Below are 22,544 nucleotides of genomic sequence, written 5' to 3' on the forward strand. Positions count from 1 at the left end.
TAATTCAGCCTCCTGAGTCATTTGCTTGTTAGAGCTTCACCTGCTGCATCAGCCCGTCTGCGCCGAATTCCAGCGGATCAATACAGGTCTCACGGTGAATGCCTTTGTAATCGTTGAATCGGGTTAACGGTGTCACGAACCGGTGGTAAACCATCCAGTATTGCCCGGTATCCGGGTCACGCATGATCGAATGGTGGGCGGTGCCGAGCATGCTCTTGTCCTTATTCTTGCCGAGAACGGGATAACGGTAGGTCACCGGCCCGTACAGCTGCTCTGCTGTACCATAGTTGACATGGTAATCTTCGCTGCCCGTATCGTCGCACGACCAGGTAAAGTGATAGAGTCCGTCCCGTTTGAGTACGGTCACCGCTTCCCGGAAGTCGTATAATCCATCCAGATTTCTCATCGTGTCTTCATTGACCGTTACCATATCCGCACCAAGCTCCACGATCGCCGGGTGACTGTTACCAAACAGCAAATAGGCTGTACCGTCATCCTCCACGTAGATGGACGGGTCAATGGCCTGTCCCATGACCAGACCAAGACGTTGGATCTGTTCCATGGTAATCAGCGGCTCCGGCTGTGCGCGGAACGGGCCCACAGGAGTGTCGGCAACTGCAACGCCGATGGCGCTTTCTCCATCCGGCTTTTTGCCGCAGAAATAGTAGAAATACCGGCCTTCCTTACTGGCGATGGCCGGAGCCCAGGCGCTGCCTACAGCCCAGGGCACATCATCCGATGCAAGATCGAGAATAACACCTTCATCCTGCCACAGCTTGAGATCCGCTGACGAGAATACATGGAACGTTGTTCCCGACCAGCCTGTGAAGCCATCTGTCGTAGGATACAGGTAGTAGCGGCCCCCGAACTTCGCCAGATCCGGGTCAGCGAATTGTCCCGGCAGCACTTGATGTCCGTCCCCGAAGGCTGCCAGCAGCAGGCTGCATTCTCCGGCGGTAATCGGAAGGACTCCGCCGTGACGCTTTTTGCTTACGCCAAGGTCGAACTCCCCGTCTGCAAGCACGCGGAACCCCCCGCTCTTAAGATCTGTCGTCAGCAGGGGGAGATACCCCTTCCCTTCCGCATAACGGTCCACAATTAGGCACCACTCTCCGCGGCCGTTCAGCTTATAAATCTCCGGACCCTCCACGCCCATGATGGCCTCCAGAACCGGTGCATCCACAAAGCTGAAGGCGTCTTTATCCAGCGACGCCCCTTGTTCCACCCGGATATTCTTGGTTGTCTCATCCTTGGAGAAGCGGTAGTACATCCCGCCATCTGCGATAATCGTCGTATCAATGATATGGTTGTCGCGTTCAATGTACTTCTCGGAGGCTGTGAATTCCCGGAAATCCTTCGTACGTGCACTATATATCTTGTGCTTCCGTTCGCTCTCATGCGGCTCCTGAGTAGCGGAAGCCCAGAATACGAGAAATTCATCTGCGGCCTCATCGTAAATAGCCTCAGGGGCCCAGACACATCCGGCACCTTCCACGCCTACCGTAACTGCCCATGGCTGTGACCAGTTCACCAGATCGGCGGATTCCCAGACGATAATATCGCGGCTTCCGGCCTCCACCGCTGCACTCCAGCCCTTGCCGCTGGCAATACGCAGATCGGTGGCAATCAGATAGAACTTGCTTTCCTTCGGCGAACGGACGATAAAGGGATCTCTGGCTCCCTTTTCCCCGAGCTCCGAGCGCAGAACAGGCAGACCTGCGTTCAGATCCTTAAAGTGCAGGCCATCCTCACTGTAGGAGAAATAGACCTGTTCGCCATCCGGCTGCTCCCCGATGAAATGAACTAAGAGATAACCGGTATATGCGGGTATAGATTGAGACAAGATAAGCCCTCCTTAGGGATTTAGAGAATTATGAATGTTGCCGTTTTATTCTGAACAATGTAACGGAGTGGCCCGGGAAGTCATATTCGAAGCTGTGTCCTTCGAAGGCTATAGCCCGGGTAGAAGGGCTGACCTTCAGCGGATCAGCGAAGCTGTTCTCGGCGTCAAGCTCTACTCCTGACAGTTCATGCACTTCTGCTGTATACGAAGCGGTATTCAGCTCCTTCAGCTCAACCCGGACGGACAGCGGGGTATCCAGCACATTTACCGCTTTGACAATTACATCTCCTGAAATATCTTCCACGCTTGCCGTATAATACAGCGGCTGAAGCTCAGGCAAGCGGTCTTCCGCCCGGTTAATCTCAATGCCATTGATTGATGCCGTAATCTGGCGGCCTGAAACATGCAGCTTCAGTTCATAATCCGTATCATTCTCCACCGTGAACAGGCTCTGCGTCAGACATGAGCCCCGGCCGCTGGTGACCGCGCTCAGTATACTGTCCTGATTCTGCCAGCCTCCGAGCTCCCAGTTCAGCCGGTTCATACCGTCCTGCATGCCGAAATAGATCAAGAATCCGCGCACGCCTCCATTCTTTCTGGCGGTCAATTGGAGCGTGTAGTCACTCCAGTCCGTGTTACCCAGCAGGAAGGAGCGGAGTTCCTCCTCCTTACTCGCAGCCGCTTCCGCATCGTCCAGTTCGACAGTCTCTTCTATTACTCTACGCTCACCTGTAAGGTTATTCGTCAGAGTTATATCCCGGTAAGTAACCGCAGACTTCTCGGCAACCAGCACAATACTTCCCTTGACTGGTGGCTGAAGCCCCTCGGGCTGCTCAGGCAGATTCTCGGCCTCAATATGCAGAAGCCGGTCTCCCTGATGATTCATGAACAGCTTCTGGACGTAATAGTTCGGTGTACCAAAGACCTGGTGGTTATCAAACCAGATCATATCCGGCTTCCAGTTCACATAGTCGACATTACACAGCATCGGCGCGTAACAGGCCAGACCGACTGCATGGGCGTTATGCTCCAGCCGGGTCATATAAGCAGCCTCTACCAGGGCATTGTAGTAGGTATTGCCCCAGGAAGCGTATTCACCAAGAAACACCTTAGGCTCATCTGCCTTGAAATGGTCGTACCGGTCCATGTTCGCGAGGAACCATTCCGGTGACTGGTAATAATGCTCGTCCACCAGATCCGAGCCGTGCTCTCTTGCCGAAGCCCAGCCACGCTCATATTCGCCGCCTGCCGCGAACGGCCCGCTGCTGTTAATCACCTGCATATCCGGATATCGTTCCTTGATCGCCTTATGGAAATACGGATAGCGCTCGAAGAACGGCTCCCCGACCTCTTCGTTCCCGATTGCAATATAATCCAGCCCGAAGGGCTCTGGATGGCCAAGTGAGCTGCGGACCGCTCCCCATTCCGTTGAAGCATCTCCTCTGGCGAATTCGATCACATCCAGCGCATCCTGAATCCAGGGTCCCAGCTCATCAAGGGGAACCATGCGCCCATGGTGAGGGTCGTAGCCGCCGGGCAATACGGGAATGGCTTTGGCTCCGATATCCTCGCAGAACTGGAAGTATTCATAATAGCCAAGGCCCAGTGTCTGGTTATAGCCCCAGTTGTTGCGCCGCGGCGGCCGCGAGGTTACGCCTCCGATTGTTTTCTTCCAGCGGTACATTGAATTCCGGTCATCCGGGTTCAGCGAGCCGTCATGAACGAGACAGCCGCCGGGAAAACGCATGAACCTCGGCTTCATCTCCGCCAGCAGCAGCGCAATATCCTCCCGCAATCCATTGCGGCGGCCGAGATAGGTCTTCTCGGGGAACAGCGACACCATATCAAGCTCCAGTCTGCCTGCCCCACCGGTCAGAATCACCAGCCTGCAGGAGTTATCGGTTACTTCCGCTGTGAGAACCGCTTCATACTTCTGCCATTCAGCAGAATCTACAGTAAATTCAACCGACGCGTTCACCGCTCCGCTACTGTCCTCAATAAGAACCTGCACAGGTGTGCCGAAGCTGCCGCTGCGCCGCATATATACAGAGAAGAGATACTTCTCCCCTGCCTTGACCGGAATGCCTGTGTTGAAGCCGGCATTAGATAACCCTACTCCGGTTCCCGGCTCCAGAATTTCGATCACCGCATAGTGGGGATTCTCCGGATGAACTGAAGACCCGCTCTCCACACTTAAGCAGGCACGTCCGCCCCCGCGTTCTACCTTCTCCCAGGCCGTCAGTGGATGGTAATCATGACGGTCAACCGGGTCAAATTCGAACGAGCGGTTCTGCACCAGCTCGGCGTAAAGTCCCCCGTCTGCGGCATGATTCAAATCCTCGAAGAAAATTCCGAACAAATCCCCCAGCTCTGCTCCTGTTTGCTGCGTATACACGTTCAGTTTTGGTTTCGTGTCCATGGATAGATTCCTTTCAACAAACTGATTTAGTTAATATTTATATTAATCTATTTACTATTATATTAATATTATAGTTAGAGAACATAGATAGAGTCAATGCTGTTTATGTTGAAATTCACCTGCAATAATAGCGACCTGCAAAGAAGTGAGCGGACTTACCGGACTTTGCGGATAAATGGATATTCTAATCCTCAGTCCTCTGAATACATTAACTTATATCAGGACTTTATCAGGAGGGACTCACATGAATATATGGAACAGCAGCAATCCTGTTTTTGAAACGGACCAAAGAGGGGTACATATTTATACCGCATGGGCAGGGCATCGCAGATTCGGTTACGATTTGATCCGTCATATGCAACCCGGTACGGTAGTAGAATTAGGAACCTATTACGGGGCTTCTTTCTTCTCATTCTGTCAGGCTGTGAAAGATCAGAGGTTAAACACACAATGTTATGCTGTCGATACTTGGGTTGGAGACAAGCATGCCGGGTTCTACACTGAAACCTTCTATGAGTCTGTGCGGTCGGCGGCTGATGACTTTTACCCCGGAATATCCCATTTACTGCGCATGACTTTTGATGAGGCGCTACGTGAATTTCCAGACAAAAGCATCGACGTGCTGCATATTGACGGTCTTCACACCTATGAGGCTGTTAAAAATGATTATGAATGTTGGCTGCCCAAACTGGCGGATAACGGAATTATTATGTTCCATGATATTACGGTTACAAAAGACGATTTTGGCGTTTACCGTTTGTGGGAAGAATTGAAAGAGTTGTATCCTGCGGTTCAATTTGAGCATTGCTTTGGATTGGGTATTCTAATGCCTAACGGCTGTTCTCCAATAACTGCTCATATGCTGGCCAAATGGGATAAAATCAAGCCGCTGTATCCTTAATAGGTTACTGAAGAAAGGTATGCTTTATTCAGGCGCCTCGGGTGATTGTTAACCCTGGCGCCTGTTTCATCGTTTGTAACTCTTTGAGAAGTTAATCTATCAAAAAATTATACAATTCTTCAAAAGTCTCTTTAGGCGCCTCTTCAGCCAAATAATGTCCACAATTGATTCCGCGACCCTCTACTTCTTCCGCCCAATCCCGCCAGATTGACAAGACATCATACCATTTTGGAAGCTCACCCTGCTCACTCCATAAAACTAGAATGGGACATTTAATTGTATGAATTCCCCGATCTGCCTCATCTAATTCATAATCGATAGAAGCACCAGCCCTATAGTCCTCACACATAGCATGAATTGTTCCCGGCTGATGTATACAACGTAAATAATCGTCCAGGGCTTCAGGGTGAAAAATGCTTCTGTCTCCACGAAAGTAAAAACTGTCCGGGTCGTGGCCAATCAATTGTTCAGGAAGATCGAAGGGTTGGGCCAGAAAGAACCAGTGCCAGAACCCGAGGGAAAATTCTTTATTTGTGCGTCTAAGGGCTTCTCCTGTTGGAATAATATCAAGTACAGCCAGCTTAGTGATGGCTTCAGGAAAATCGAGCGCTAGCCGATAGGCACATCTGCCCCCTCTGTCATGACCCACAACTGAAAATTGATTAAATCCTAACTCTTTCATCATTGCAATTTGATCTCTGGCCATAGCCCGTTTGGAATACGGATAATGATCATTAGTTGTTTGAGGCTTGGAACTATCACCATATCCTCTTAAATCCGGCATAACGACCGTGAATGTTGTGGCCAGTAGCGGAGCAATGTGATGCCACATCATATGTGTTTGCGGATGACCATGCAAAAGAAGCAGCGGAGGTCCTTCTCCGCCGTAGCGTAAGCGGATATTCACTTCTCCAGTGTCGATCGTTCTCAGTTGGAAATTTTCGAATAACATCTTCTTTTCCTCCTTGTTTATAACCATTACTCAAAGTTACCCTTATATGTGCTTTTTAAAAAAAGCCGCTGAACGGATTCAGCGGCTTCTTTCACGTCTACATACCTATCTTCAATTGCCCATAACCTGTCTGAATGCTTTGTAAAGAAGTATAGCAAGGCCGATACCCTATATCCGAAGCCTTATGGTTTAGCGAATAATAGTTATTTTTGGAGCCAGTAATCGAATCATGCGAAGGGTCACTCTGAATTACATAGTTCAGCCCATGGGTTTCCGCGAAATAGTCCAAAATCTCAAATTTAGCTGCGGGTTTGAGCGAATATACATCATATACATTATTCATCACGTTCTCCTGCAGACACAGCTTGATTAAGTGAAGAAAATCCTTGGGGTGCACATAATCTCTTACGATGTTGTCTGCTGAAGTGTGCAGCACTTCTCCCGTCTTGATATGTTTAATAATATCCGTCAGCAAATACTTGGAATTCAAATCAATGAAAGCACTAAAGAAACCAAATACCCGGAGGTCCACAATTCTATAACTGTTCAGACTTCTATGTTTGGCCTCCATATTAAGCTTGGATATTCCGTAAAAGTCTTTGACGGACAAATGGTTAATATCCAAAGTAAGAGGCTTACCATTTGTGGCCGGGCACTCAAAGTCAGATCCATACGCAGCCCCGCTGCTAAGATTAATGTACGTTGAGGTTGGGTACATTTGCTGATATTGCAGAATCATATTGTCGTATTGCTCCGTAATTTGAAAGACTTTGAACGGATGCTGAATCAGGTCCTGCGGATCTCCTATCCCTACCCCATTAATAATAACGTCATACACTGCTGCTTGTGCGAATTGCTCGTAACTACACAGATGGACATGTTCTTTGAGGTTATTCTCAGCCAAAAAAAGGGCCAATCTGTCCTTAGAACGTGCGAATAAATAGAATTGATATTCGTTTGCCGCTGAAAGACCCAGGATCAGATTCTTGGCAATGTGACCTGTCGCTCCAAGGATGGCGATATTGGCAGGCTTGTGGTCCATCATTGCTTTATAGCAGATAACTGCCGCAGTTTCAGTAGTCCTTCTTCATAATAATCTTCATTCGCGTAATAATCCGTATAATATTCCTCATAGTTTGAGACATCACTTGAGTAACCATGTGTCACAATAATTTCGTACAATGGGAGAATCACCTGGTACAGACGCTTTTTCTTTTCCTCACGAATCGTTTCACTTTTCAGGGCCCGGCCTTCGTAATGCTGCAGCGCATCCAGGAAATGCTTAATAACCACTTCGCCTACGTTATATCCCTCCGGCGCTACTCCTGCATAGTAATATAAATCCCGGTTGATGATACAAAATTTCGGATCCAGACTAAGAATATCATAAAACCAGTAAATCTGATTGATGCTTGTATAGGCGTACTTAGATTTATCCTCAATTTGATCCCAGACGGATCTTTTCATTGTATTCATGGTCATATGCACCGCATTATTGCTGGTATGAGTCAGGAATTGATCACAGCCCTCCAGGCGAAATACTTGGCCATCCGAATTGAAGTGATTCGTATGGATCAGTGTACAGTCAAGATTCTGCAGAACAATCCCGATGAAATCAATCAGTGCCCCATCCCGCCAGTAATCATCGTCTCCATTTAATTTGATGAAGCTGCCTTTGGCCAACGAGGAGACATGGGCAATATTGAGATCGGCGCCGATATTCTGCTTGTTCCGGCTGTAATGAAGACTGGAGAAAAGACTGGCGTATGTCTCGCCAATTACCTGTGTAGTATCCGGCGAGGCATTGTCTGTGACCACCACCTCCACCAGATCCTCGTCGCAGATTTGATTATATATGGAATGGAGAATGTTGTTCAGATGATGTGCACGATTATAAGTCGGAATCACAATCGACAGCAATGGATGCTCCCGGCGGAGGGCAAGTGCAGCCTCTCTGTCCGCCTCTCCGTTCACTGCAACCCAGTCCAGTGCTTCGGGAACAAATACTTTAGTGACAACTGCCGGATTGCCGGAGACGGTACAGTAGCTTGGAACATGATTCATAACTACACTGTTAGGCTCTACGATACTGAATTTCCCGATCTTGACGGGTCCGGCAATCACGCAATGAGCGCCAAGGATGCATCCATCCCCTACCTCCAGGACTTCAAGGCTGTTGGTATCCCCTGCTGTGCTTGCCCATCCCGGGTAACCCGGTCTAACCGCAGCAGCCCTCCGGTCCGACATACTGACATAAGGTCCAATCTGCACATTCCGGCCTATGTGGACTTTGTGGATGCAATCCACATGCAGACCTGCCTTCACACTGCAACCGTCCTTTATTGTCAGATTTGGTGTACTGCCAGAAGCCGCATCATTAATACTCCAGTGATAACCCGCCTGCACTTGTACATTGTTTCCTATAGAAATTCGTGAAGGGTCCGATATATAACCGGTCTCCGCCAAAAGCGATTGTGTACCAAAATTGAAATAAATATCTTGGTCATTCTTCAGCCCATTCATCCTAGTAGCCCCTCTCCTCTTCGAACAACATACCCGCTTGGAGCTTAAGTATTCCAAAGCCTTTATTCACCTATTACAATCTGGGAAACCACAAATCCCAGTATTGTTGATATTCTGGCCAAAGGCGGGTCAGGTCAGAATCAAACCCGCGGTAGTGGCGCATATACCCGGCAAGATAGGAAAAGGACGTCCCGTGTGGTCCCAGAAAATATGGAGCACCCAGGCAGACCAGCCAATCTACCAACGCCTGCTCTTCCAACGACATTGCTTCAAATTCTTCCCACAGCTTAGGCGCCAAGCTTAAAATATCCTTTTTATGGATTTGATTAGCTTCAGGAAAACGGATTGTCAGTTCCGTAGTGGAATGTCTGAGAAAGTCTTCACTTGCACCGGTTGCTACATATATTGCCGATACGGCAGGTATCTGAGATAATTCGCCGGCCGCCTGTTGCACTTGCAGCTGTGCAAAACCATCAAGCCCCATGCTGCGGTTCGCCTCGAAATACATAATGTCATCTTCAATCCGCAATTGGATAGCCGCCCACTTGGGATAGCTGGACATCCAGCCGATGATATAATGAGCCAATTTCAACGGCTTCGCGGCAAACGGAAGGGTCCTGGCGATCCAGGCTCCAGTAGTGCGGGCTTCATCCTCAGGTATGGAGCTTACAGGAAAGCGCGAGCATGAAACCGCCACCCGGTCTATCTCTGCGTCCCTCATACGTTTAAGCGACACGTTCCGGGCGGCCAGAACCTTTTCGAATCGATCCACCTCAATGAAAGCATCAATGGATACAGGTGAAAAAAAAGGCTCTGGCCCCATCTCAATAGAGTTGCGCGTTTGTCCATCAGCGAGCAAAATACAGGAGGGTTCACCTTGCTCAACACTATGGAAAGCTTCCGATACTGTCCGGAAAATAGCCATCAGCTGATTGCAAAGCCCCTCCATTTCACCCACGCGGTTCTGAAAATACTTCATATAATACCACCTCTATTTTCATCGTTGTAAATATACTATTCATAGCTCAAACATTCTATGTGTACTCAATGATGTTGAATACCTCCCCTTAATAAGTAATAAAAAGGATTCCATCCTTTCTTGTCGAAATGAGTTCATTATGCGAACAATGACTGCTAAACTCCCGTACCCTTTAAAAATGGCCACAGCATTGATCTTCTTCCTGATCCTGCTGCTGGGTTGCCGCTGGATTTGGTCAGTGGTCAACGATACACCGGATCATCCGCAAGCTTCTGCGGGGATTCTGGATATGCGCGGCTGGGACTTTGAGCAATCCCATTCCATCCCCCTGCAGGGAGACTGGGAATTCTATCCGGGTCAGCTTCTTGCGCGGGCCGGATTCGGGGGGCAGAAGTCCGGCCATATACAGGTGCCTGGCAACTGGGCCAGTAGTCTGGAAGCGTCCCCGAATCCCTCTTTTGGTTACGGGACGTATAGACTGCGTATTCTGGTAGACCCGGCTCCAGCGGGGGCCTATGGCTTTTGGATAGAGCGGATTCTTTCCTCTTCGGAAGTAGAGATCAACGGGCAGATAGCGGCGGTCTTCGGGGAAGTTGCTGCAGAAGCCGCGTTATACCAACCCGTTACCAGGTCCTATACGGCCACCTATAAGGGTGAACCAGCGGATGAGATTGAACTCATTGTGCGGGTAGCGAACTACAGCCATCCGGACCTTGGCGGAATTGTGAAGAATATCCGCTTTGGCTCACAGCATGCGATAGACAAAGAACGTTCGCTTTCCATCGCTCTTCAATTGGTTACTCTGATGATTTTGTTGCTGCATATTTTGTATGCCGGCATTTTATATTTGTTCAACCGCAACGAAGCAGCGCTTCCTGTATTTATTCTGCTGCTGGCGGCCCTCTCGGTCTCCATTGCGTCTGATCATGACTCCCTATGGCTGCAATGGCTGCCCCTTAATGACAGCTGGGCCTTAAAAATCAAGCTTTTGGCTTACCTGTTTTCTCCTTTTTTGATGCTGCTGCTGATTCGGCATTTGACTGATATCCAGGATCGGCAAAAAACAATTCATTGGTTCGCTGCTGTACTAGGAATGTTTACTGTATTTGTTCTACTAGGTCCGCCCTTGCGTCTGTATTACTACTTTGAAGGGATATATTTATTCCTTTATCTTGTGCCCTTCATTTGGTTTTTTCACACCACCGGCAAACTGATTCTCCGCAAGTACAAGCATTCGTTATATCTGCTGTTTACAGCTTCAGCTGTGATCTCAAGCCTGGTGTGGGGATTGATTCACCTCATAAGTAAGGATTCAGGCATCTATTATCCGCTGGATCTGATTGCGGCGCTTATCGGGTTCTCGTCCTTCTGGTTTAAGAAATACTTCCAGAATGCCAAAGACAATGCCGAGCTATACCGTAAGTTGAGTGAATCGGATAAGCGGAAGGATGAATTCCTGGCCAATACTGCGCATGAATTACGCACACCTTTGCATGGCATCATTAATCTGGCCCAATCCGTATTTAACAGTGAACCAGCGGGTGAGCATACCCTTCAATCCCGGAGTAATATGGAGCAGTTAATTCTCATCAGCCGGCGGATGTCGCATATTGTCAACAACCTGCTGGATCTGTCACGTTTACGGGATCACCGCTTTGATCTTCACCCGGGGCCAATGTCCATTCATTCAGCTGCTGCAGGGGTGGCGGATATGGCGCAATATTTAATGAAGGATAAGCCGGTTTCTCTGTCCGTAGAGATTCCTGCCGATCTTCCTTTAGCCTGGGCGGATGAAAAGCGGGTCGTGCAGATCCTGTTCAATCTCTTACGCGGTGCCCTCGCATTCACAGACAACGGGTCTATCTCCATTACTGCCGAAAGCTTAGACGACGCTCTCCTTGTCTCTGTCTCTTATACGGGTTGCGGGATCGCTGCGGCAGAACTGGACCGCAATTATACGGCTTATGAATATGTCAACGAGGATACCGGAGGAATCGGGCTGGGGTTAAACATTAGCCGGCAGTTGGTTGAACTGCACGGAGGCTTCTTTGAACTAAGCTCCATTCCGGGGGAAGCGTCCAGCTTCAGCTTTACCCTTCCGGCAGCAACCGGTGATTCGCTGGAAGCGGCCCCGGATACGATCTTTGCTGCCGGGAATGACACCGCTCTGATTAGTATAGCTGCTACGGATCAGCGGGATTCTGGAGACGTTGAATTCGGGCTGCGCAGTAGTCTATTAGCACAGCAGAAGCTTAATATTCTTGCGGTGGACGATGATCCCGTTAATCTAAAGGTTCTTGCAGACATCCTCTCTTCAGGTCAGTTTCAGGTCACGATGGCCGGCAGCGGAAGCGAAACTTTAGACTTACTGACGAATTCAGAGGTGGAATGGGACCTGCTGATTGCCGATGTTATGATGCCTCATATGTCAGGCTATGAGTTAACACGAAGGGTACGGCAGCGTTATTCCCATTCAGAGCTGCCCATCCTGCTGTTAACCGCCCGCAACCAGATCGAAGATATCTACGCCGGCTTCACCGCAGGAGCCAACGATTATGTAGCCAAGCCCGTACATGCAGCGGAATTACAGTACCGGGTATGGTCACTGGCTTCACTCAAACGCTCCGTACATGAACGTCTGAAGCTGGAGGCCGCTTATTTACAAGCGCAGATCCGTCCACAATTTATTTTCAATACACTTAACGCCATTACGGCACTCAGTGTCATCGATATTGATCAAATGCATGATCTAAGTGAAGCATTTACCACCTATTTGCGCATTAGCTTTGATACGGTGAATTCCGGCCAGTGGGTTAAGCTGGGAGATGAGCTTGAATTGATCCGGGCCTACCTGCATGTGGAGAATGCGATTCTGAAGGAACCGGTTTCTATCCGATGGGAGGTAGAGGCTGATCTGACCCTGTCCATCCCTCCCCTAATCCTTCAGCCTTTTGTTGAGAATGCCGTGAATCACGGGTTTACGGGGCATAATCGCAACAAGGAGCTGCATGTACGGATTGTGAACCAGCCGGGTTCCATCCTAGTTCAAATAAGAGATAACGGAACCGGAATGGAAGAAAGTCTGGTCCGGGAGCTTCTGAATCCCAACCGGCATTCTAACCGCGGAGCTGGTATATCCAACACTAACCGCCGGCTGCTTCAGCGTTATGGCCGCGGACTGACCATCACTAGTGTTCCGGGAGAAGGAACAGAGGTTTCCTTTGAAATTCCGCAATGAGCAGGATGGCTTGAATTACATGGCTGTCTGCTGCTTGTATTGCAATACTTGTTCATGATGATAGTTGGCCTTGTAAGGATTTCCCAGATAGTCGTAGCATAAGGCCAGCTGATAATGAGGAAGCCAGGTGTGAAACATGTGATTTACGATGCCTAAATCGCTGTTGTTCATGGGCACCTGAAGCGCCAATTCAAACCAGTACACCGCTTGCCCAACAGCCTTAAGTCCGCATAAATAACATCCTAACCGGTAACAAAACTCGGGTCCGGGTTTGTCATACACAAGGCTCTGCCCTATTGCCCGGACGGCCTCCTCTAAGTTCCCCAGATGATAATAACACTCCGATTGCTTGATGCAGGCACGGATATTGTCCTCCACCCACCCCAACCCGGATGCCAGATAGGCCGCATAATAAAATATCGCTTCTTCAAAAGAATGATTATTCTTCAGCTCATTTGCAAAGTAAAACAAATCCCGTACCGGTAATTGCTCACCCTGCTCCACACGGGCCCGGTATATTTTCAGATTGCGGTCGGTAGGCTCCTTATCTTTCATGTGGGTAACCGCTATATCGCTGAGCAGAATATTTGCCGGGATGTCTAAATACTCGTGTACCGCGCCTATCCACTCAAAGTTGCAGCTTCGTTTCACCAGCCGGTTGCGCCTGAGACTGGTTACAGCCCTGCCTTCGCCATCAAAGCCCACGTTATACTTCATGGCTACCGAGTCTATACCGGCTGGCAAAATCCGTTTCAATTGCATGAATTGCTCCCGGTCATCCGGCAAAAGAATATCATCGGCATCAAGCCACACAATATAATCTTTGCCGGCCTTACGGAATGAATAGTTTCTGGCTGCCGCGAAATCATTCACCCAGGCAAAATCATAGAGCTTCGCACCGAAGGAGCGGGCAATCTCCTTAGTACCATCTGTAGAACCTGTATCGATGATGATGATTTCATCAGCAATATCCCCGACTGACGATAAGCAGCGTCCCAGACTTTTCTCCTCATCCCGGACAATCATACATAAGCTGATTTCAATCATGGAATCGGACAATCCTTCCCCTCCTCACCCGGTTGATCTGATTTTTATGGATTTGGCGGACTTTATGTTCATGTATATGCGGACTTCCCGGAATGCGTTAATGGAATTATATTACATTTTTTAACATTGAAAATTTGTTCATTTTTTGTTCAGACGGGGCGTTTACAATGTGCTCGAGGGGAGGCATCTAACCTTGGGCAAAAAACGAGCGGAAGAAAAACGTAAATGCGAGTCAGGCACCTGCACTAACAACCATTACGCCAAAGGGATGTGCAAGCAACATTATTGGAAGGACTGGCATTCGAAGAAGGAGGAGAAATCCAAAAATCCGGACCGGAAAATTCTGTGAAATAATGTCTTGAACTGATGCGAAAAATGAAGGGGAAACCCGTATAGCTGTAGAAGGTCTTTAAATTATGAATAGAGAATCCGCAAAATACTATCTGAAATATGTCGTTCTGACCCTTTGTTTTTTAGTTCTTTTGGTCGGCCTTCAACGGGTTTGGCAGAAGGGCTTCTTCTCGCCTGAGCAACCTAAAGCTGAGCAGGGTGTACTTGATTTCCGGGGCTGGAATTTCGAACAATCCCATTCGCTTGTGCTGGATGGTCAATGGGATTTCTATCCCTCAAAGTGGATGACTAGCGGAGATATTCTGAGCAGGTCCGGCAGAAATGAGCAGACAATTCAAGTTCCCGGCAATTGGACACAGGCCACCGGTTCATCCTACGGATATGGCACCTATGTGCTGCGCATTCGGATTGACCAGCCGATGGAGCAGCCTTATGTCTTCTGGTTCCATCAGATTCAAGCCTCTTCGGAGATTGAAGTGAACGGAAAAGTCCTGTACACCATGGGACAACCGGCTGCAGTGAAGGAGCAGTATAGACCGGAATCCGTTCCTTTTACCGTCAGCTATGATGCGGGGAATGAGGATGAGATTATTCTGATCATTCGTACGGCCAATTTTGATCACGGCACGAAATCAGGCATCTCCTACTCTATTCGCTTTGGTGCTGAAGCTGCCATTGATAGAGAACGCCGGTTGTCTGTAGGGTTTCAGCTCGGAACCATCATTATTTTCCTGCTGCATGCGGTGTATGCCGGAATATTATTAATCATGTCAAGGCAGCGTACCTTATGGATCTTTATTCTCCTGCTCCTGTGTACGGCGCTGTCTGTAGCTGCCGACAATGATGCGATACTCATGAATGTACTGCCTCTGAATTATACCTGGGGTATCAAAATCAAGTTATTGTCCTACTTATGGCTGGTTTTCTCCATGCTGCTGTTAACCTATAGATTTAATACACCCAAAGTTACAGCGCTGTCCTTTCGAATTTACGTGACAATACTTACCACTTACAGCATATATATGTTGTTTTTCCCGGTTAAAGATATATTGAATCACGCTTATTGGATGTTCGGCGGATTATATAATCTCCCGGCTGTCTGGATGTTTATGTTATACGGGAAAATGGTTTACCAGCGAAAAAAGGACACCGGCTTTCTGCTGTTTGCTGCAAGTGCCATCATCGCCGGCCTTATATGGGGGGCTGTTGTGAACAATGGCGAAAAAAACCTCCCCTTTTACCCGATTGATATCCTTTCAGCCATTGTTGGTTTTTCTGCTTACTGGTTTAAACAATTCGTCCGCCGGTCGTATGAGAATCAGGAACTCACCCACAAGCTGCTGATCGACCATCAACAAAAAGACAAGTTTCTGGTTCATACTTCCCGTGCCTTGAAAAAACCGCTGGACAGCATACTACAGCTCGCCCATTCTCAATCTGCTGCCAGTACTCAAGCTGCGGATTCTCCTTCGCACAAAAATATTGAACTATTAATCAAAATTGGAAACCGGATGTCCCTGCTGCTTGGTGACCTGCTCGATGCCCCCGTTCTTGGAGAGAAGGGGATTCAGTTGAATTTCAAAGATGTGGAGCTCCGGAAAGTTATCACGGATGTTCTCAACATGCTCATTTACTTAATGGAAGGAAAACCTCTGCAGTTAAGAATCAACATCTCTTCAAAACTCTCACACGTATATGCAGATGAAAAAAGATTATCCCAAATTCTATTTAATTTGCTGCATAACGCAATTAAGTATACGGAGCAAGGAGAGATTATTATTGAAGCCTCTACAGTTGGTGACCGGGTTAAGGTCAGCATTACGGATACAGGAATAGGAATGGATGATGAAACCACGGCCCGTATTTTCAACCCTTATGAACAGGGGCAACAAAATATTGAAGGTGGAATGGGTCTTGGCCTCAGCATCAGCAGACGGCTCACAGAACTCCATCACGGCGAATTAACAGTGGTCTCAAGACTTCATGAAGGATCGGCATTCAGCTTCACCCTGCCTTCGTCGCAGCATCAGATGCGCTTGATACCAGAAGATTCGCAGATGCATACGGGGCATTATCCCGCCGGAAGGGTCAAAGATCAACGCCGCAACATTAGCGAAGATAAAGGATCTGCTAATAAGGTCCATGCAGAATCGTCCGGTCCTCTCTATGAGATGGCAAGACCGAATATTCTAATTGTGGATGATGATCCGGTGAACCTGAAAGTGTTGGCTAATATTCTCTCTGAAGAAAATTACAGATTAACTGCGGTCTCCAGTGCCCATGAAGCCCTTGAACTGATCCGCTCCGCTTCCTGGGATTTGTTAATTGCCGATGTGACCATGCCGCAAATGTCAGGACATGAGCTTACCAAGCAGGTCAGACAACATTTTGATATTACGGAGCTGCCGATACTCTTGTTAATTACCCATTCCATTTCAGAAGAGTCGTATACAGAATTCTTACATGGAGCCAATGACTATGTAACCAAACCTGTTGAAAGATTAGAGCTGAAGTACAGAGTGCAGGCATTAATTTCGTTGAAACAATCGATTGACCAAAGTCTGCGGATGGAAACAGCCTACTTGCAGGCCCAGATCAAACCGCATTTCTTATTCAACACCATCAACTCCATTATGGCCCTGAGTGAATTTGATATGGAACAGATGCGTAATGTAGCAGGTGCATTTGCAGATTATTTGCGGTATAGCGTTGATTTCATTAATACGAATCAGCTGGTGGATCTGGAGAATGAAATTTCCCTGGTGAAATCCTATTTATTCATTGAGCAAGTTCGTTTTGGAGACAGGCTAACAGTGGTGTGGGAGATCCAGCCCGCTCTGCGTTTCAAGCTTCCTCCGCTGTCCATCCAGCCACTCGTTGAGAATGCAGTACGACATGGATTGCTAAGCCGGGCGAAGGGCGGCGAACTGGTGGTGCGCATATATCAGGCGGAAGCTGGCGCTTGTGTAGAGATTATAGATAATGGCAAAGGGATTCCGGCTGCTCAGATTGAGAACCTCCTAAGCCTTACCCGGCATAACACCGGGGGAATCGGCTTAAGGAATACCAACCGCCGCTTGATTCAGCGGTATGGCCAGGGTCTGCTTATTCAAAGTGAACCGGGCAGGGGCACGACAGTATCGTTCATGATTCCTCATGATAACCATCCGGTAGCTTAGTTCCATAGGGATTTCACCGCCTTATATATCACGTCTGATGTCCCGCGCAGCTTGGAGCTTACTTCTATTGCCAAGCAAGACCTGGTCACCGGGCAGATAAGTCAATGCCCGCTCATTATGCAGCCAGGCCTGCTCCCATTCCCCGGCTGCTGCGTAGCAGCGGCTGACCAGCACATGAGGCAGCCAGGTATAGCAGGCCTGCGAGACAGGCCGGTTCCCCGCACCGTCCTTCTGCCGGGCTATCGCCTGAAGATACCAGTAGACGGCGCTGTCCCACTCCCTGCGTTCTTCGAAGAACCCGGCTGCAGCGCAGCAGATATCTGCCTGCGGAAGCCCATAACGGAAGGAGCGGAAGAGGCTGTTCAGCCGTTTCTCTGCATCGCCCAGCTGCCGGTAGCATTCAGCCAGCCGCAGGCAGGCTGTAATCCGGTCCTCCCGGTAACCGCTCGGCTCACTCAACAATTGCTCGTAAGAACCGGCCGCGGTTATAAATTCCCGGTCCTCAAAGCACTCGTTCGCGTAATGGAATAACACACGCCCCTCCCCTCGGCCTTCCTCTGCCATCCAGCGCTCCAGAATGGTGCGGTTACGGCATGTATGGACGGCAACAGGTCTATGTTCTATCCATATATCCGTATTCAGCTCAGCGGCAATGCCAATATCCAGGTCTTCATGCACACGCCCGTGCCAGCGGAAATTCCGCTCACGTCTGACCATTCGCGGCCTCCGCGCTGTATACACGGGGAGTGATGCGGAAGCGGCCTTTTCTGAATCGGCAAATAACCGGGTACCCAGCCATACCACATCCACCGCTTCCCTCTCCTGCGCTAATTGCAGCTTTAAGCGGGCCAGCTTCGCTGCTTCCGGCGCTGCCAGCAGCTCATCCGCATCCATCCAAATCACATACGGCATAGCCGCCTGTTCAAAGGAATAATTGCGGGCAGCCGCAAAATCATCCTCCCATGGATATGAAAATATCTTCTCGGTATATCTGCCGGCGACAGAGACGGTCCCATCCGTTGATCCCGTATCCACAATAATAATTTCATCCATAAGGCCGCTGACAGAATCCAGACACCTGGCCAGCACAGCTTCTTCATTCTTCACGATGATGCACAAACTGAACAGACCTTGCTGATCTGCGTCCATGTCTCTGCCTCCTTGTACAAGTTACTATTCTCATCACAAAATGCTTCCCCTCTCCCCTACACCTATAGATTGGGGAGAAGCGGAAGCAATCTGCCAAATCAAACTAGGACTGCGAAGCTATGCCAAAGAATACTTCGGGGCCGTTACGCACTGTAGTCGAAATCCCGCTGATGAAAGCTGTATACACAAGTGTAGGCACAGCAGGAGCCGAAAGATCCTGTGCATGAAAGCTGTGCAGCTCATTGGAGCCGGTGGTAGCCACTGAGCCTTGCGCCGTGTAAATGATATTCGCCGGATCGAAGGATTCGCCACGGACCACTTGTATGGTATAAGGGTCCCCTTCGTCACCGATTAATCCAATTGTGCCGCTAAGAGTAATAACCGTATCCTCGATGGAGGAGATCCCCAGACCAATCAAACCGAACAGTTCAGGGGCCGGACCAAGCTCAATACTGATTGATCCGCTGGACGGAGCATTGGATGAACTTCTGAGGTCTAAAAAATATGCCATTGATAATTCCTCCTTAAATGTTGGGTTAGGATTCGGACTAAGACAGCGAGGCTACACCGAAGAACAATTCGGGACCGCTGCGGAACGTAGTCGGTTCCCCGCTGATATAAGCGGTGTACACAATGGAGGGTACAGCCGGAACTGAAAAGTCATGGACATGAAAGCTAATCATCTCACTGAAGCCAGAGTCAGCCACCGTCCCTTGCATCATATAAATGACGTTCGCCGGATTATACGACTCGCCGCGGACTACGTGAATGGTGAAGGTGTCCTCCTCGTCACCGGTCAGTCCAATTGCGCCGCAGACCATAATGACCGTATCCTCAACGGAGGATGAGAAACCCATACCGATCCTTCCAAACAATTGGGGAGCAGACCCAAGCTTAATCTTGATTGATCCACTGCGCGGAGCATCGGATAAACTCCGCGCGTCCAAAAAGTATGCCATTATTTTCCCCACCTTACTTGATGCTGATATGGTTTGCCCAGCACGGCGATCCGTCCCCGCGTGCAGTCCTTAGTTGCGTTCCGGGTATCCAGAACAAGCGGTGCTGCATCCGCCAGGCCTTGATAATCCACGGCGGAATGGTCCGTCGCAACGACCACCAGATCGGCAGAGGACAATAGTGAAGGCTGCAGGGTGCGTGAGAAATACGTCATTTCCCCCAGCTTGAAGGAAGGGATATACGGGTCGCAATATTGGACAATAGCACCTGCTTCAAGCAGCAGGACGAACAGCGCGAGCGCCGGGGATTCGCGGATATCGTCGATATCTTTTTTGTAGGCGATGCCCGACAATATAATTTTGGAGCCCTTCAAGGTCTTGCCTTCGGCCTGAAGCAGCCACTGAATGCGTTCCAGGATCAGGCCGGGCATGCCCTGATTCACCCGGTCCGCGAGTTCCACAAAGTGCAGGGGCAGCCCGAGCTTGCCGGACTTCCAGGACAGATACAGCGGATCAACCGGAATGCAGTGTCCTCCTACACCGGGGCCGGGATAGAATGGCATGTACCCGAACGGCTTGGTTGCGGCCGCTTCCAGCACCTCCCATATACTGATGCCCATCCGCTCACATAATGGTGTTAATTCATTGATGAGCGCGATGTTTACACTGCGGAAGGTGTTCTCAAGCAATTTGGCCGTTTCAGCAAGGGTAGTGGAGGAGACCGGGACCAGCGTTTCCACAAATGAGCCGTATAGGGCGCTGCCCGCTTCCAGGCATCTTGCGGTACAGCCTCCGATGATTTTGGGTGTCTGCTTCACGCTGATCCCGTCTTTGCCGGGATTGATGCGCTCTGGGGAATAACAGACATAGAAGTCTTCGCCAGCCACCCAACCACGGCGCGCCTCAATTACATTGCTCACCAGCTCTCTCGTTGTACCCGGATAGGTGGTGCTTTCCAGAATGATTAAGGTTTGCGGCTTCAGATAGGGAAGTGCTTCTTCAATCACCTGCCGGATAAATGAAGGATCCGGCTCACGGTTCTTATCAAGCGGCGTCGGCACACAAATAATCAAGGCATCTGACAGAGCAACGCAAGCATAATCATTGCCGGGAATGAGTCCCTCTTCTTCATTAATCACCTCCTTCAGGTCCTCATCGCGAATATCCATAAGGTACGATTGTTTACGGAGCAGCGAAGCAATCTTGCTCCGGTCCGGATCAATGCCATAGACCTTGTATCCTGCCCGTGCGATCTCCAGCGCCATCGGCAGGCCGGTATAACCAAGTCCGGCCACGGCAATTACAGCCGAGCGCTCCTTTATTTTTTCAACAATGCTCAAGATGTCTCTCTCCTTCTCTCGTCCTGACTTTAGTTATATTCAACCTCCGACATGAATTCTGCCAGCACATGTTTCATTTCTTCTCTGGAGAGACGGTTTTCGGATGGCACTTTTTTGACAGATACATTGGAGGAATGAACGACATTGACGAAATTCCTGGCTTTAAAAACCTCATGGGGCAGCAAAGCCACATTATGGTGGCCTTTGCCGGGAATGGCGATCCGTTCACCGGCAAGGTAGGCATCGGCCGAATACAGAAAGACATAAAACTGCGGGGAAGAATAGAATACCGGCGCCATTTGCCCTTGAACGGAATCCCACAGATATCCCCTTTGATTCACCAGCGCATCGGTGCCGGGTAAGGGGGTATAATCATGCAACTGCTGCACAAAGGTCCGGTGATACAAATCGTCCGAATCGAGTCTGGCAATGAACAAATCCCGGTAATGCCGGACAGGATGAAGCTCTTGAGCTTTACGGACCTCCTGGACCCATGAAGCAATGTGCAGGTTGCTCTCTGCGGTAGTCCCAAACCGGATATTGCCCGGCAAGGGCGGGTACTGCGCTAATTCTTCCTCTACAATACCGCTGCACCCTCCGGCAAGCTTGACGACAGCCAGAAATTGCTGATTGGTCTGCGCCTCCAGGCTTTTTAAGGTGAATCTCCGGAAAACACGGATTCTTTCGCTAATCCATTCCCGGGTAAGGCGGTTCGGGTTCATGCCATAATTGTTGAAGTTAATTTCGATCACGATAGTTTTCCCCACTGTTCAACCTCCTGCGGTCTGTTTATGCCACTATATGCACGAAGTCCGTAAAAGCCTGTATGTCCGTCTATTCTTCAGCGATTATTTATGGATTTCTATCAAAATAGTCAGGGGTACAATTAACCAGACCTCCCCAAGCATATGATGTTCCAACAAAGATTGGGGAGGGTTATTGTGGACTACGGCGTTTATTTGGAGCAGTATGAGGTGCTGGGGAGGCTGGAGCATGCACTTACTCACCGCCTTCCTTATTCACTTGTGCGGGTAGGCGACGGGGAGAATCTTGTGCTTGCCCAGGACGGGGTTTGGCCGATACAGGAGGTGCTGAAGGAGCCTTGGGCGATGAAAGCAAACAAGGGTCTTAAAGGAACATTTCTGCCTAATCTTGTTTTGCGGGATCAACTCATTGCCTCTGTGAAAAAGGCTGACATCGTGGGCATCCTGCCTTATGACGACATGAGTATTAAAGCCCCGGTGCATCTGAAGCGGATGCTGACCGATTCGGTCTTCCTTCATTACGGAATTACTCCCTCTGCCCTCTGCCATGCCTGCATCAACCGCGAGTGGGCTGTCAGTTCCCGGTTCTGGGATCTGCTCCGCGGCCGCCGGGTGCTGCTGGCAACAGCCAAGCCGAAGCCCATCCGCAATATTCTGGCCACCTGGCCTTATAGCATTAAAGTCACACAGACCCTTGTGGTGGAGCGGTACGAGCAAATAGAGGAAACCTTGAAGCAGGTGGAGGCTTATGCGAACAGCTTTGATATAGCTTTGTTCTCCTGCGGTGTCAATGCAGTCGTGCTGGCACAGCAAACGGCAGAACGGACAGGCAAAGCCGCGCTTGATTTCGGCAAGGCCAGCAATATTCTGCTGCAGGGCAGAGCGAATTAAGCCAGAGGATTA

General features: G+C 49.4%; 17 protein-coding genes. 5 read left to right on the forward strand and 12 right to left on the reverse strand.

What is annotated here, in order from left to right; genetic code table 11:
• Positions 1 to 28: 28 nt before the first annotated feature.
• Together GC101_RS11350 and GC101_RS11355 are read right to left on the reverse strand one after the other, a co-directional pair.
• Positions 29 to 1,843, reverse strand: a complete 1,815-nt coding sequence (locus tag GC101_RS11350) for a glycoside hydrolase family 43 protein (protein WP_171717337.1) — start codon at positions 1,841 to 1,843, stop codon at positions 29 to 31.
• Between the two features lie 28 nt (positions 1,844 to 1,871).
• Positions 1,872 to 4,262 carry an alpha-L-arabinofuranosidase C-terminal domain-containing protein gene (locus tag GC101_RS11355; protein WP_171717338.1) on the reverse strand — a complete coding sequence of 797 codons (2,391 nt, stop codon included), beginning with the start codon at positions 4,260 to 4,262 and terminating at the stop codon, positions 1,872 to 1,874.
• 244 nt (positions 4,263 to 4,506) lie between these two features.
• Between GC101_RS11355 and GC101_RS11360 the strand changes: the two genes are divergently transcribed.
• Positions 4,507 to 5,163 (forward strand): class I SAM-dependent methyltransferase, encoded by a 657-nt coding sequence (locus tag GC101_RS11360; RefSeq protein WP_171717339.1) that lies wholly within the window; start codon positions 4,507 to 4,509, stop codon positions 5,161 to 5,163.
• 91 nt (positions 5,164 to 5,254) lie between these two features.
• Here GC101_RS11360 and GC101_RS11365 read toward each other — a convergent pair whose 3' ends face one another.
• The 4 genes from GC101_RS11365 to GC101_RS11380 all read right to left on the reverse strand — a co-directional run bounded on the left by GC101_RS11365 (position 5,255) and on the right by GC101_RS11380 (position 9,617).
• Positions 5,255 to 6,115 (reverse strand): alpha/beta fold hydrolase, encoded by an 861-nt coding sequence (locus GC101_RS11365; RefSeq protein ID WP_171717340.1) that lies wholly within the window; start codon positions 6,113 to 6,115, stop codon positions 5,255 to 5,257.
• 97 nt (positions 6,116 to 6,212) lie between these two features.
• Complete coding sequence (locus GC101_RS11370; RefSeq protein ID WP_171717341.1) at positions 6,213 to 7,160, reverse strand: NAD-dependent epimerase/dehydratase family protein; 948 nt, start codon at positions 7,158 to 7,160, stop codon at positions 6,213 to 6,215.
• The gene (locus GC101_RS11375; protein WP_171717342.1) at positions 7,157 to 8,638 is read right to left on the reverse strand and encodes a glycosyltransferase; all 1,482 of its coding nucleotides are present in this window, start codon (positions 8,636 to 8,638) and stop codon (positions 7,157 to 7,159) included. The genes GC101_RS11370 and GC101_RS11375 overlap by 4 nt, the downstream gene beginning before the upstream one ends.
• Before the next feature lie 73 nt (positions 8,639 to 8,711).
• Positions 8,712 to 9,617 carry an O-fucosyltransferase family protein gene (locus tag GC101_RS11380; RefSeq protein WP_171717343.1) on the reverse strand — a complete coding sequence of 302 codons (906 nt, stop codon included), beginning with the start codon at positions 9,615 to 9,617 and terminating at the stop codon, positions 8,712 to 8,714.
• Between the two features lie 148 nt (positions 9,618 to 9,765).
• Here GC101_RS11380 and GC101_RS11385 point away from each other — a divergent pair, with 148 nt between their 5' ends.
• Positions 9,766 to 12,855, forward strand: a complete 3,090-nt coding sequence (locus GC101_RS11385; RefSeq protein ID WP_246354290.1) for a hybrid sensor histidine kinase/response regulator — start codon at positions 9,766 to 9,768, stop codon at positions 12,853 to 12,855.
• A gap of 15 nt (positions 12,856 to 12,870) precedes the next feature.
• Here the strand turns inward: GC101_RS11385 and GC101_RS11390 are convergent, their stop codons facing one another.
• Positions 12,871 to 13,914, reverse strand: a complete 1,044-nt coding sequence (locus GC101_RS11390) for a glycosyltransferase (RefSeq protein ID WP_171717345.1) — start codon at positions 13,912 to 13,914, stop codon at positions 12,871 to 12,873.
• Positions 13,915 to 14,095: 181 nt separating this feature from the next.
• On the opposite strand from GC101_RS11390, the gene GC101_RS11395 reads away from it, so the two are divergent.
• Together GC101_RS11395 and GC101_RS11400 are read left to right on the forward strand one after the other, a co-directional pair.
• The gene (locus GC101_RS11395) at positions 14,096 to 14,251 is read left to right on the forward strand and encodes a hypothetical protein (protein WP_171717346.1); all 156 of its coding nucleotides are present in this window, start codon (positions 14,096 to 14,098) and stop codon (positions 14,249 to 14,251) included.
• 67 nt (positions 14,252 to 14,318) lie between these two features.
• Positions 14,319 to 17,432, forward strand: coding sequence for an ATP-binding response regulator (locus tag GC101_RS11400; RefSeq protein ID WP_171717347.1), 3,114 nt, complete (start codon positions 14,319 to 14,321; stop codon positions 17,430 to 17,432).
• Between the two features lie 21 nt (positions 17,433 to 17,453).
• Here the strand turns inward: GC101_RS11400 and GC101_RS11405 are convergent, their stop codons facing one another.
• The 5 genes from GC101_RS11405 to GC101_RS11425 form a co-directional block, all read right to left on the reverse strand.
• Positions 17,454 to 18,581, reverse strand: a complete 1,128-nt coding sequence (locus GC101_RS11405) for a tetratricopeptide repeat-containing glycosyltransferase (RefSeq protein WP_171717348.1) — start codon at positions 18,579 to 18,581, stop codon at positions 17,454 to 17,456.
• Positions 18,582 to 18,684: 103 nt separating this feature from the next.
• The gene (locus tag GC101_RS11410; protein WP_171717349.1) at positions 18,685 to 19,092 is read right to left on the reverse strand and encodes a hypothetical protein; all 408 of its coding nucleotides are present in this window, start codon (positions 19,090 to 19,092) and stop codon (positions 18,685 to 18,687) included.
• Positions 19,093 to 19,129: 37 nt separating this feature from the next.
• Positions 19,130 to 19,540 (reverse strand): hypothetical protein, encoded by a 411-nt coding sequence (locus GC101_RS11415; protein ID WP_171717350.1) that lies wholly within the window; start codon positions 19,538 to 19,540, stop codon positions 19,130 to 19,132.
• Positions 19,540 to 20,877, reverse strand: a complete 1,338-nt coding sequence (locus tag GC101_RS11420) for a nucleotide sugar dehydrogenase (protein WP_246354291.1) — start codon at positions 20,875 to 20,877, stop codon at positions 19,540 to 19,542. Before GC101_RS11420 ends, GC101_RS11415 begins: the two co-directional genes overlap by 1 nt.
• Before the next feature lie 29 nt (positions 20,878 to 20,906).
• Positions 20,907 to 21,644, reverse strand: a complete 738-nt coding sequence (locus GC101_RS11425; RefSeq protein ID WP_171717351.1) for a glycosyltransferase — start codon at positions 21,642 to 21,644, stop codon at positions 20,907 to 20,909.
• Positions 21,645 to 21,818: 174 nt separating this feature from the next.
• On the opposite strand from GC101_RS11425, the gene GC101_RS11430 reads away from it, so the two are divergent.
• Positions 21,819 to 22,532 carry a GT-D fold domain-containing glycosyltransferase gene (locus tag GC101_RS11430; RefSeq protein ID WP_343049659.1) on the forward strand — a complete coding sequence of 238 codons (714 nt, stop codon included), beginning with the start codon at positions 21,819 to 21,821 and terminating at the stop codon, positions 22,530 to 22,532.
• Positions 22,533 to 22,544: the final 12 nt, after the last annotated feature.

This window comes from Paenibacillus phytohabitans (genome assembly GCF_013141775.1).
Taxonomy (GTDB): Bacteria; Bacillota; Bacilli; order Paenibacillales; family Paenibacillaceae; genus Paenibacillus_AQ; species Paenibacillus_AQ phytohabitans.